Source organism: Paenibacillus aurantius (genome assembly GCF_032268605.1).
Taxonomy (GTDB): Bacteria; Bacillota; Bacilli; order Paenibacillales; family NBRC-103111; genus Paenibacillus_AO; species Paenibacillus_AO aurantius.
Genome location: NZ_CP130318.1, coordinates 6,054,781 through 6,066,995 on the forward strand (window position 1 = coordinate 6,054,781; position 12,215 = coordinate 6,066,995).

The following is a 12,215-nucleotide window of genomic DNA, read 5'->3' on the forward strand; positions in this document are numbered from 1 at the left end:
AGGCTCCTTTAAGCCTGGGAACCTGGTGAAAGCCGCCCTTTTAACCGCCGCAATGGTATCGGTGCTTTCTTCCTCTCTATTTGCAACCCAACCGGCCAAAGCAGACGCCAACACCTGGGTAGCGGTGACGGAAGGCTCCAGCAAAAAAATCAAAGTGTATGATCCGGTAGTTTACAATTGGGACACCCGGGCCGCACAAAAATGGGAATGGACCCCGAATTCAAACGCTGGCTACAGTTCAGCGGAAATTGCCGCTTGGGGCGGCGGGAGCGATGCCAAGCTGCGGGAAAGCAGCTTCTGGGGCGGACAAATTATGGCAACCGTCAGCGGATCGGGACTTGCAACGATTGTCTCCTATCCAAGCGGTAAAGAGTTATGGTCTGTGGTACAGGGAGGGAGCGGTACGGTCAATTTACACTCCATTGAAGTGCTGCCCAACGGAAACTGCGTCACGGTCGGCTCCGTCGAAGGCAAGGTGCGTCTGTACACCTCTTCCCAGGGAAATACCAATTCTATTGTGCTGGCTGATTTACCGGGCGCTCATGGTGTTCATTGGGACAACACCCGCGGTGTCCTGTGGGCGATCGGCGATACCACCCTGGTCGGGATAAAGATAGAAGGAACCGCAGCTGCCCCTACTTATAGCGTTTATAGAACAGTAACCATCCCGCTTTCCGATGGACAGATCCCCTATGGTCATGATCTATGGCCGGTTTATGGAGATACGAACCGGTTGTGGGTGGCGGTCAATTGGCGTGTCTGGCAGTACAACATAGGGGCTGACAGCTGGGAGAGCTCTTATGCCGGTTCCGATGTTCTGCACAATTCCGGTAAGATGATCAAGTCTGTGGGGAACGTTCCCAGCGGGCAGGTGGTCTATACGTTCCCCGAAACGAGCTGGGTAACCCATACCGTCAGCTTCACCAACCCTACCGCCACCCGCCCTATCACCGGTGCGGCCATCTACAAAGCCCGTCCCTGGATACCGGGCTATGACGGAACAACGGGAATGGCTCAAGATAATCTGGCACTGAACTCTTCCCCCTCCACCTCAAGCTCCTATGAAACGGCGGTTTGGGGTAAGGCCAAAGCCGTGGATGGCCAGACCGGCTCGGTAGCCGGGTCATATGGTTACTCAAGCGGGATTGGCAAAACAACCAATCATACGGAATGGTATGCCACCGGCTTTCCCAATCCCCAAAACTTTAACACTGTCGTGATCCATCCGAGAAGCGACAGCGGGAATGCCGGCGCCGGATTCCCTATTGATTTCAAGATTCAAGTTTGGAACGGCTCCGCCTGGTTAGACCGGGTAACCGTCACCGGCTACCCCAATCCGGGAAGTGCTCCCCAAACCTTCTCGTTAGGAACAACCGATTGGGCAACCGCCATTCGAATCTATGCCACCAATCTCCCTAAGGTCGGACCAACCGATTATCTTATGCAGTTTGCCGAGGTAGAGGTGCTGAATCAATAATTCAAGTTTCCCGGACGCCCATGAATAGGAGGAGGATTTCGTTTTGTTAAACAAAGTAAGACTTATCGCCTGTGCCTTCTTGATGATGGCCGGAACACTTACCGGGTTCCAAACGGACCAAAGGGCAGAAGCCGCCGTTCCAGCCTGCTGCGAAATCGCCACAACGAATCAAGCCAACAACACCATTGATCTGTATGATCCGGCTGTCGACGACTGGAACAGCCCGGATGCTCTGAAATGGTCTTGGAAGCCCAGCACGGCGCTGGGCTACTCGTCCGCGGAGGTAAGGCTGTGGGGCGGCCCCTCGGAGGCCAAGCGGAAGGGAAGCGTTCTGGTCGCCACAGCCGGCCAATTGGCCACCATCGCCGCTTATCCTTCCGGCACCCGGATCTGGGCGGCGGACGTAGGCATAGGCAGCAATCCGCACTCCGCCGAGCTGCTGCCGAACGGCAACCTTGCCGTGGCGGCCAGTGACGGCAAGTGGATACGCGTCTATACTTCCTCTCAGGGCCCTAGCAGTGTGTCGTATGCCCAGTTCAATCTCGACTTCGCCCATGCGGCTCATTGGGACGGAGAGAATGAGCTGCTTTGGGTGATTGGATACGATAACGTGGCCAAGCAGCACATTATGACCGGCCTTCGGGTAGGCGGTACGGATGCCAAGCCGACCTTGACGGAGGATACGAGCCGAAGAAGCCTTCTGCCGAGTCCTTGGGGACACGATATTACCCCGTATGCCGGCGACAGCAGCAAGCTTTGGGTCAGCACTAATGCGGCCGTGTATGTGTATGACATTCCCGCCAAGTCGTTTACTCCGGCGCCGGAAGCAGCGAACCGCAGCTTTGTGAAATCGGTCGGCAATCTTCCATCCGGCCAGATCGTCGAAGCCAGACCGGACAATGTCAAAACACCCCCGGGAGGCTGTACGGCCAACGGGTGGTGCACCGATACCGTTGATTTCTATGCGCCTGATATGACCAGGACCGTGAACGGCGCCGCGTTCTACAAGGCCCGCATCTGGGACGGCCCACCGGAGGAGCGGCTATCCGTTCTGAATGGCCTGACGGCTGTGGAAACTTTCTATACCGACACGGTGCCGGACGGAGGGCTGAAGCTGCCGGACTATTACTTCGTTCATGCTGGTGATCAGGACAATCTCATCCTCACCCGATTCGTCAATCCCGTCAACGAACGAAGCTATTTGGCGGTGGGCAACCCTTCCCTCTCCCAGACCCAAATGCCGGCTATCCAATTCGATCCGGAGCGTGACATTAAACAGGTTAAGGAAGTGTCGGCGGCAACCGGAGAAGAGATGGACACAAGCTATGACAGCCAAACCGGTAAGCTTGCAAGCACCCTGTTACCAGGCGAGATGAAGCTGTATGCCCTGCCGGCCGGATTCCGCTATCAAATTCCCCAGCAGCTTCCGCCAGAGCCTCCGGCGATCGGCCCCTATACGAATCTGGCCCTGCATAAAACGGTCACCGCCTCCAGTGACTACGGCCGGTCAGGCTGGTACGCACGTGCGGTAACGGACGGACAGCGAACCTCTACCGCAAGCTCCATGGGCTGGACCAGCTATAACGACATCAAGAAGAATCATACGGAATGGATCACCGTGGACATGGGGGCCAGCTACAAAATCAACACGGTCGACTTATACCCAAGAGCGGATGGTAAAAATACGGGATTGGGGTACCCGCAGGATTTCACCATTCAAGTTTCCGATGACAACGTCCATTGGTCGGTTGCCGCAAGCGGACATCAGGAGGTAAGGCCAACCGGCATGATGGAATATACGTTCCCTATGACCTCGGCCCGTTATGTGAAGATCGAAGGCACTCAGTTGACAGGGGATCCTTTCGGCAACTATCACATGCAGTTTGCCGAGATCGAAATTTATTCCCGTACGGAAAGCCATCTTACCCTAGAGCTGAAGCCTTCCAAGCTGCTGGTTGGGAAAACCGGAGAACTCCACGTGTTCGGCTGGACCCCTGAAGGGGAAATCGACCCTTTGGACGGAGCTGTCGTGCGTTTCTCGAGCAGTAATCCGGCTGTGGCTGGCGTGGACGATAAAGGGACGGTAACCGCTAAGGCGGAAGGAAAGGCGGTTCTTACCGCGGAGGTTACGAAAAGGGATGGAACCGTGGACAAAGGCGAATACGAGCTTATGGTTGAAAGCTTGCCTTCCCCTTGGAAAGCCGATTTCTACGGGAAAGCGTACGGGTTAATCAACCCGGTCGAGGATGGGTTCACGATACGGGCAAATGGACTTGGCCATGGGCCAGAGGAAGACGATCTCGTGTACCTGTACCAAGACTTTACGACCGAGAATCCCGTCACCGTGACGAGCGTGATCGATTCGGTCTACCGAACCGCGACCGGCCAGGACGGCAGCGCCGGAATCATGTTCCGGAACGGCAGCGAGGCGGATGCCTCGGGATCGTTTGTCTCCTTAACGGTTAATCCGCAAGGACGCCTTATGATGACGGCCCGTACCGAAGCCGGAACGGTTCAGGAGCTGAAAGGACCTTATACCGTGTTCCCTGTTGAACTGAAGCTGGTCAAAACCGGAAACCGGTTCACCGGATTCTACAAAAAGGAAGGGACTTGGATGCCGGTAAGCGGGAATCCCGGCCACTCGGGCATAACGGTTAATATGGGTAAGGCGATTAAAGCGGGGATGGCGGTATTCTCGGAAGAATCCGAGCTCTATACAGCTGCCACGGTGTCGCGAATCCGTTTCGAATCAGGCCCGGGAATACCTTAGTGGGGACCGGCGAATAGTCCTTCTGTTGCGGTGTCGATCTCATGCTGAAAGAAGCCCCAGGAACGTATCCTGGGGCTCTTCGCTGTCATGCGCAGCTGGCTTAATGAGCTATGCTTTATTTAGAAGGAGCGACTGCCTTCCACGTCCGCCCTCCGTCCGAGGTTTGCATGACCTGCCCCGCCGAGACGAGTAGTCCGTTCCGGGCATCGGAGAAGATCACCGAAGCCAGCTGCAGGGCCGGCGAATCCTGGATCCTCTCCCACCGCTTGCCCCCATCCACAGACCGGTAAAGCCGGCCCTGCTCCCCGTCCAGCAGCCATGGATGATCCGGATCGCCTAGGATCGGGAGGGTCGGCCCGGTTATGGCCGGCCCGTCCGAGTAGCCGACCGGGGCGTCGGAAGGAATCCGGCTCCACGATTCCCCTCCATCCGAGCTGCGGTACCATACGGTGCCCGTCACCGAGTTGTCTTTCTTCCGGTAGGTGATGGAAAGGATTCCTTCCCGTCCGTCCTTGCCAAAGAATTGAGGGGTTGTTTCGGCCGTGTAGAGGACATCGTCCCCTTCCGGGGGCAACTCCCACTTTACAGGCCTCCAAGTGACTCCCCCATCCTGCGTCCGGTAGAGAACAGGCTCTCTTCCTGAAGCGTTATGAAAGCTGATCCAACCTTCCTTGGCATTGCGGAAGACCAAGGAGGAGGGATTTCCTTGATCCTGGCCTCTTTCCATGGCCGTTCGGGTCGTCCAAGTCCGGCCGCCGTCTTCCGTGGCGAGCAGGACCATGTGGACAGGCCCGCCGGCAGGATCCGAGCTGATCAGGGCGTATCCCGTCCGGTCATCTATAAAATAGAAGTCAGACGCCGTATTTACCCCCGCATCCGGCCATTGGGCTGGAGCCGGGAAAGCCCGCCGCTCCCAGGACCTCCCGCCGTCCGACGTATGGAGGAGGCTCCAGCGGCTTAACGCGTCCTTCTCCTCTTCCGCTGACGCCGCTTGCGGCCGCTCGACCAGCCAGGCATGCTCGCCATCCAAGGCATAAGCAAAATGGAACGCTTGAGAGGTAAAGCCTGAAGGAGAGCGGTCCAGCCAATCCTTCCCCCCGTTTACGGATTGCCATAACCGGCTGCCCACGGCCCAGATTCCCTTGTTTCCCGACTGCTTGAGGAGGAGACGGGCTTCCTTGTCTTGCTGGAGGGAATCCGGGAGCTCCCCTGCCTCCTCAGCTGGAACAGATAACCGCCACTGGGTGTTCTTCAGCTCTTCATAGCGGGTTTTGCCATCCAGGCCCTTATACGCCAGCGTCCATTCCGCGGCTTTCCCTTCCTGCCAGCGGATGAGCAGCTGTCCGTACACCTGTCCCGCTTCCAGGCCTTTGGAATCGGCCCAGGCCGTCAATCCCGCTTGCGCCGGCAGCTCGTGACCCGGCTTCACCCCATAATCATACCTCCAGGCGGACTCTTTGCCTAAATCGCCGCCCGTTAATGTTACGAACTGTCCCCCTAACAGCCTCTTAATCTCCTCCGGTCCCAGGCCGGGTCTCATCATCCCCCGGATACGATTAACAGCAAAAGGAGGGGCCAGCGTTTCGATTTCGGTTTTCGGGGTGTCCGGGACCTCTTCCCCCGAAGGCCCCCTCTCTTCCAGCGAGGAAGGGGACCATTCGGCCGGCTCCACCGGCGAGATATTTACCTTCTCATACACCCCAAACAGAAGTATCCCGGCGAGAACAGCAGCCGCTCCCCCCGCTATCCGAAATATCCCCTTCGGCCTCGAGTGGGGCCGGTGGATGGACTGCCTCACCGAATCAGCCATTTTCGGGGTAAACCCGCCGCTGCGAAAAGGGTCCTTCGCCGCACGGCCATACCATTCCGGTCGGTTATCGTTCATTGCCCCTCCTCCTCCTGCAAAGCCTTCGTCACCTTAGCCCGCGCCCGATGCAGCCTGGACTTAACGGTGCCCACCGAGACGTGCAGCATCCCGGCGATCTCCTCCATCGACATCCCATGCTGCATGTCCAATAACAAAACCTCGCGAAAAGGAACCGGAAGCCTCAGCACGGCACGCCAAATTCCATCGGCCACCTCCGCATCCAGGAATGCCTCCTCCGCCGACCGGACGCTGCCTTGTCTCTGGATCCTGTCCAGCAGCGTTACCCGCCGGATAAAAGCGGACCTCCGGTGATTCAGCGCCAGATTGCGGGTAATGCGAAGCAGCCAGGTCTTCACCGTCGCCTCCCCCCGAAAATTCCCGATGCTGCGGTAAGCCCGCAGAAACACCTCTTGGGAAAGGTCATCCGCGGCATGCCGGTCTCCCGTCAGAAAATACGCATAGTTCCAGATGTCCTTGCCGTAGTCCTTCATCAGGCCATCGAGGGTGCCGGAATCCATGTTGGCGGTATAGATCAAGTACTCATAGCTCACGGTCCATTCCCCCCTGCCTAAACAGACACGACTGCCTTACCGAAAGTTCCCGGCGGGACAAACTTTTTTGAAAGGTGTCTATTAAGCCTTCCTCAGAAGCTTTTGGCCACCATCAAATACAGAATAACCACCGGAAGCAGGGTAGCGGCGATGCCGAAGACGGCCCAATAACGGGAAGCTCTCCGGTAGGCGTCCGTTAAGGCTCCCGCCGTGACCGACTCGGCGCTGTAACGGATCATCCTCCGCTGGAGGGGAATCAAAATAGCCAGCCAGATGACGCCGGTTACGGCGAACAGAATGAGCGAAACACTCAGCCAGCTGAGCCCTGACATCGGCCATCCCCCTTGGACCGCCATCGTGACCCCCGAGGCCACCAGAAGCGCAAGACCCGGAAGCGTGAACACATAATCCGCAAGCATGACATTCTTCGCGGTACCGTGCACAATCACCGGGTCTTGGCCGAGGTCCGCCCGCACCTTCCAGAACGCCGCCGTGATAATATTCCCCACGAAAAGAACCACCCCGATCAAATGAACCGCCAGCCACCCGCTCATTGGCCTTCTCTCCCTTCTTTAGCGCCCGCCTGAAGCATATCCGTGATGAACCGGGCGAAATCTCCCTTACGCCTCTCGCCCTGACCAACCGGCAGGGACGACCGCACCCTTACCCCCAGCGCCATCAGCACGAACAGCTCCGATGTCCGTTCCGCGTCCACAGAGACGGGAATCACCCCGTGCTCCTGCCCCGTTACAATCCAATGCTTGGACAAGCTTAACGAGCGCTCATAGAAGGCCGCCAGCACCTCCGCTACAAGCGGCTGATCCTCTCTTCCGAGCAAATACATCAGAGCCTTGTTGGTGACACTCTGCGGCTCCTCCAGCTCCGACAGGCCTTCGGCAATCCGCTGCATCGGCCCTTCAAACGTGTGATTCCCCGACTGTACCTCTTGCTGAAAACGATCGTTGGTGGCTTCTAGCTGCTGCTGAAGCACCCAGGCGAAAATTTCGTCCTTGCTCTTTACATAATGAAAAATCGCCCCCTTTGACAAGCCCGACCGCTCCATGATGTCGTTCATGGTTACCGCGTGGCAGCCTTTCTCGACGATGAGCTCCCGGGCAGCCTCCAGCAAAGCCCTTGTCGTCTGCTGCCGGCGCTCTTCCTGCTTCATATGCCGCTCCTCCTTTGGAAGGTTTTGTATTTCTTATATAAACCATTATAAATACAGACCGTCGGTTTGTAAATGGAGGTACAAAAAAAGCTTCCGCAGGCTGGGAAAAAGCCGCGAAAGCCCCAAAAAGTATTCATTACCGCCGACGGCCGGCGACCGGATAATTTTTGACCCCGTAGACGAAGGTGCTGGGAATCGGCACGATGGCTTGATCCGGCAGGAGCCTCAGCTCCCGGTACCGTTCGAGCAACGTCTGCACGGCGATCTTCCCTTCCAGGCGGGCAAGCGGAGCGCCCAGACAGAAGTGAATGCCGAAGCCGAAGGACATATGTACGTTAGGCTTGCGATGGAGGTCGAACCGGTCCGGCTCGGTGAATTTAGCCTCGTCCCGGTTGGCCGTCCCGATCCAGGAGATGACCTGCTGGCCTGCCCGGATCGTATGGTCTCCCAGCGGAACATCCCGGGCCGCCACGCGTCCGACCGAAACGATCGGAGGATAGTAGCGCAGCACCTCCTCGATGAAGCCCGCCACCCCCTCCGGGGATGCGGTGAGCTCCTCCTGCAGCCGGGGCTGCTCCGTCAGAACCCGGACGGCGTTCGTGATCAGGTTGGTCGTCGTTTCATTCCCGGCGGCCAGGAGCAGGATACAGAAGCTGATCAGCTCCCGTTCGGTCAGCCTCTCGCCTTCCACCCGTGCGGCGAGCAGCGCTGAAATCAGGTCGTCCTTAGGCTGACGGGCACGAAGCTCCAGCAGGGCCCGGAAGTAATGCATCAGCTCCTCGAGAACGGCCGCCCGCTTGCGGTTGATCCGCTCGAACGCTTCGTCGGTCAAGTCCTCCGCGCTCTCGACCAGAGCATCGGACCACCGCTTGAAGTCCGCGCGGTCCTCGGCCGGCGCTCCCAAGAGCTCGGCGATAACGATCACGGGCAGAGGGGTGGCGTAGCCGGCCACCACGTCCAGCTCCTCTCCGCTTCCCGCGTCCAGCAGCTCATCCGCGATGGCCTGAATCCGCAGGGCAAGCGCTTGGACGGCCCTCGGCGTGAACGCCTTGTTCACCAGCTCGCGCATCTGGGTATGCTTCGGCGGGTCCATGAACAGCAGGTTCTCTCCTCCCGCGCCACTCCGTACGGAAGAGAAGGCTTGCGGGTCCTTCAGAATCCGCTGGACGTCCTCATACCGGAAAACATCCCAGCATCCCCGGGAGGAATCGTAACGGATGGGCGTTTCTTGCGCCAGCTTCGACAGAACCCCGAACGGATTCAGCCGCTTCTCCACCGAATCCAGCTCCGGCATGGCGAGCAGATTGGCGTACTTTTGCATGGGATCAGCTCCTTGTTCCAGATGGTGATCCCCCCTTTAGGCTTAGTTTAGCGCTTTCCTTTTCCCTTTTCAAAAGGGCGGATTTCTAATCATCCATTCCCTTGCCATCGAGAATGTACGGCAAATATTTTTCAATCCTTGCTTCCCGGGTTTTGGATTGCTTGGCCTTAGAAAAATGAAGCAGGTACGCCCTTTGCCGTCCCGGCGTCAAGGCTTCAAAAGCTGTTTTCAAGTCGGGGATTTCCACGAATTTATTTTGCAGCTCTTCCGGAATGTCGTACTCGGTGTTCTTTTTATAGGTTACCTGCAGGCCGGCTTTTTCCACTTCCACGGCTTCATCGATATAGGCTCCGAGAATAAGCTGCATTTCCTCTATTTTGGAAACACTGGTGAACCGGATTTGGCGCGCTGCCTGTACATTTTCCGTTTGCTGGACGAGAATGCCATGGGGATCCTTTAACAAGGCCCCTTTGTGAAACAAAAGCGCACAGTAATCTTTAAAGCCATGGATCAATACGATGTTTTTATCCTGATGCGTATAACAAGGATGCATCCACTTAAAATCCTCGGTCAAGCCGCAGTCGAGCACGATCTCTCTTAACAGCTCAAATTCTTCCTTCCACTTTTTAGCCTTTCTAAAAAAGGGATCAATCTTTGGATTCCTTTCCCCTTTTGTCATTGAGGGCCCCCCTTTTCGGTTGAAACCGGCAGTTTCTTTTCCATAACATAATCATCCATAACGTGTCCGTTCCCGATATCCGCGATTTGTTCCCGTACGATCGTAAAACCTTTCCTCTCATATACCGCAATGCTGGATTCGTTATGCCGATTGACCGTAAGCCAAATAGCGCTTAAGTTTCGGTCTTTGCCCAGCTGCTCCAGGAAGGCCAGCGCTTGGCTGCCATAGCCGCGCCCCCGGTGCTCCTTGCCTATATAAAATTTGCTGAGGAAGAGCTTCCCCTCTTCTTGTTTGACCGCCATATATCCGACCGTGGAGGAGCCATCGTGCTGGATTAAATAATATTCGTAGCCTTGATGGAGGATCTGCTCGGTAATCGCGGAAACCGATTGATACTTGCCTATCATATACTCGATCTGCTCAGTCGTAAGAATGGATACGTAGTATTCCAGCCATATGTCTGCCGCTAATCGGGCAACTTCTGCGATTTCCTCAGCCGTAGTCACATGGGTAATCATAAGCTTCATACCTGCGCCTGCCTTTACCAAATTTCACTTGCTTTCCTTCCCCTACAATATCATAAATTTCAGCAGCCGGCAGATTCGGGACTGTCAGGTCCAAGATAATCAAAAAACAAAAGAAAACGGAAGAAAAACAAGGTTGGCTGCGCTTTCATCGCCAGGGGAGGTCCTCGTCACCGGCCGACAGTCCTTGTATAATGGGGACTAGTGATTAAACGGGCCCGGCTGACCTGGAAGAGGAAAGCCTTGCAGTGAACGGATTGACTGGAAACGGACCCGCTCTCCAAGGGAGAGCTATTTTCGATTTGCGCTGACGGTCAGGTTGACCTTGTCGGAGCGATATAAGGAGTGAACCTTTTTTTGCTGTACTCAAAAATGAAAAACCACTGGTTCTTCAACATCCGCAAGGACGTGCTTGCCGGGATGACGGTGGCCTTCGCCCTTATTCCGGAAGCCATCGCCTTCTCCATTCTGGCCGGAGTAGATCCGATGGTCGGCTTGTACGCTTCCTTCTGTATTGCGGTCACTATCTCCTTCGTCGGCGGCCGCATGGGGATGATCTCCGCCGCCACCGGCGCCATGGCTTCCTTGATGGGACCCATTATCGCCAGCTACGGCTTGGAATATCTATTCGCCGCCTCCATTCTGACCGGAATCATCCAGTACCTGATGGGGGTTCTCAAGTTCGGCCGGTTCATCAGCTTCATCCCCCACTCGGTCGTCACCGGCTTCGTCAACGCTCTGGCCATCATTATTTTCATGGCCCAGCTTCCGAATTTCGAGGGAGCCGGATGGGTGATGTACGCCATGGTGGCGGGCACGCTCCTGGTGGTCTACGGACTTCCGCTGCTGACCAAAGCCGTTCCTTCCGCTCTCGTGGCCATTATTGTGATGACCATTGTTGCCGTCACCTTTCACCTTGATTTGCGGACCGTCGGTGATATGGGGACCATCACCCAGGCCCTTCCCTTCCTCCACATTCCCGATATCGGCTTGTCCTTTCAGACGCTGCTGAATCTTCTTCCGTTCTCGATTGCTCTGGCGATCGTCGGGATAACCGAGTCGCTTATGACCGCCACGATCGTCGATGAAATGACGGAGACCAAGAGTGACAAGAACAAAGAAGTGAGGGGCCAGGGACTGGCGAACATCGTATCCGGGTTCTTCGGCGGAATGGCGGGGTGCGCCATGATCGGCCAGACCGTCATCAACGTGAAATCGGGAGGCCGTTCCCGGCTGTCCACGTTCGTCGCCGGAACGTTCCTGCTCATCCTGATCCTCGCGCTTGGGGATGTCGTGAGGCAGATACCCATGGCCGCACTCGTCGGCGTCATGATCATGGTATCCGCCAGCACCTTCGATTGGGGCTCCATCCGGACGCTGAACCGGATCCCCCGCAGCGATGCGCTCGTCATGGTCCTCACCGTGGTGATTGTGGTGGCCACTCATAATCTGGCCATCGGCGTTCTGTCCGGAGTGGCCCTCAGCGCCCTTATCTTCGGATGGCGGTCCGCCCGGATCCATGCCCAATCCTCCGTTGACCCTACGGGAACAAAGGTCTACCGGATCACGGGACAGCTCTTCTTTGGAACGATGCTGCATTTTGCCGACCTATTCCCTTACAAGGAAGACCCCGATTCCATCCGGATCGACTTCAGCGCATCTCATGTATGGGACCACTCCGCCATCACGGCGATCGCCAAGGTGATGGCGAAGTACGAGCATCTTGGCAAGAAGGTAACGATTGTCGGGCTTAACGAGGAGAGCCAGCGGCTCGTGGATCGAGTTGGACTGGCCGTTCCTTCGGGACATTAAGCTGTAAAAGCGGCATAGCTCCGCGTCGGCCCGCTGCCGTTCGCGT

At 56.7% G+C, this 12,215-nt stretch carries 10 protein-coding genes; 3 read left to right on the forward strand and 7 right to left on the reverse strand.

Going from position 1 to position 12,215, the window contains the following annotated elements:
• Positions 1–25: 25 nt before the first annotated feature.
• Positions 26–1,477, forward strand: a complete 1,452-nt coding sequence (locus MJA45_RS27440) for a DUF6528 family protein (protein ID WP_315605065.1) — start codon at positions 26–28, stop codon at positions 1,475–1,477.
• 43 nt (positions 1,478–1,520) lie between these two features.
• Positions 1,521–4,247, forward strand: coding sequence for a DUF6528 family protein (locus MJA45_RS27445; RefSeq protein WP_315605066.1), 2,727 nt, complete (start codon positions 1,521–1,523; stop codon positions 4,245–4,247).
• Between the two features lie 115 nt (positions 4,248–4,362).
• On the opposite strand, the gene MJA45_RS27450 is transcribed toward MJA45_RS27445, so the two are convergent.
• From MJA45_RS27450 to MJA45_RS27480, 7 genes are all read right to left on the reverse strand, one after another.
• Positions 4,363–6,132, reverse strand: coding sequence for a hypothetical protein (locus MJA45_RS27450; RefSeq protein ID WP_315605067.1), 1,770 nt, complete (start codon positions 6,130–6,132; stop codon positions 4,363–4,365).
• On the reverse strand, positions 6,129–6,665 hold the full coding sequence (locus MJA45_RS27455) for an RNA polymerase sigma factor (protein WP_315605068.1): 537 nt from the start codon (positions 6,663–6,665) through the stop codon (positions 6,129–6,131). The genes MJA45_RS27450 and MJA45_RS27455 overlap by 4 nt, the downstream gene beginning before the upstream one ends.
• A 92-nt stretch (positions 6,666–6,757) precedes the next feature.
• A complete protein-coding gene (locus MJA45_RS27460; protein WP_315605069.1) occupies positions 6,758–7,219 on the reverse strand; it encodes a DUF2269 family protein in 462 nt (153 codons plus the stop codon).
• Complete coding sequence (locus MJA45_RS27465; protein ID WP_315605070.1) at positions 7,216–7,833, reverse strand: TetR/AcrR family transcriptional regulator; 618 nt, start codon at positions 7,831–7,833, stop codon at positions 7,216–7,218. Before MJA45_RS27465 ends, MJA45_RS27460 begins: the two co-directional genes overlap by 4 nt.
• Positions 7,834–7,969: 136 nt before the next feature.
• Positions 7,970–9,154 carry a cytochrome P450 gene (locus MJA45_RS27470; protein ID WP_315605071.1) on the reverse strand — a complete coding sequence of 395 codons (1,185 nt, stop codon included), beginning with the start codon at positions 9,152–9,154 and terminating at the stop codon, positions 7,970–7,972.
• Positions 9,155–9,239: 85 nt separating this feature from the next.
• Positions 9,240–9,833 (reverse strand): YdeI/OmpD-associated family protein, encoded by a 594-nt coding sequence (locus MJA45_RS27475; protein WP_315605072.1) that lies wholly within the window; start codon positions 9,831–9,833, stop codon positions 9,240–9,242.
• Positions 9,830–10,360, reverse strand: coding sequence for a GNAT family N-acetyltransferase (locus tag MJA45_RS27480; RefSeq protein ID WP_315605073.1), 531 nt, complete (start codon positions 10,358–10,360; stop codon positions 9,830–9,832). Before MJA45_RS27480 ends, MJA45_RS27475 begins: the two co-directional genes overlap by 4 nt.
• 357 nt (positions 10,361–10,717) lie before the next feature.
• Between MJA45_RS27480 and MJA45_RS27485 the strand changes: the two genes are divergently transcribed.
• Entirely contained in the window at positions 10,718–12,169 is a 1,452-nt protein-coding gene (locus tag MJA45_RS27485; RefSeq protein WP_315608118.1) for a SulP family inorganic anion transporter, read from the forward strand.
• Positions 12,170–12,215 lie beyond the last annotated feature (46 nt).

Coding starts and splice junctions, on each gene's coding strand:
- MJA45_RS27475 (WP_315605072.1), bottom strand. CDS start 9,833: ATGACAAAAGGGGAAAGGAATCCAAAGATTGATCCCTTTTTTAGAAAG.
- MJA45_RS27465 (WP_315605070.1), bottom strand. CDS start 7,833: ATGAAGCAGGAAGAGCGCCGGCAGCAGACGACAAGGGCTTTGCTGGAG.
- MJA45_RS27450 (WP_315605067.1), bottom strand. CDS start 6,132: ATGAACGATAACCGACCGGAATGGTATGGCCGTGCGGCGAAGGACCCT.
- MJA45_RS27460 (WP_315605069.1), bottom strand. CDS start 7,219: ATGAGCGGGTGGCTGGCGGTTCATTTGATCGGGGTGGTTCTTTTCGTG.
- MJA45_RS27470 (WP_315605071.1), bottom strand. CDS start 9,154: ATGCAAAAGTACGCCAATCTGCTCGCCATGCCGGAGCTGGATTCGGTG.
- MJA45_RS27480 (WP_315605073.1), bottom strand. CDS start 10,360: ATGAAGCTTATGATTACCCATGTGACTACGGCTGAGGAAATCGCAGAA.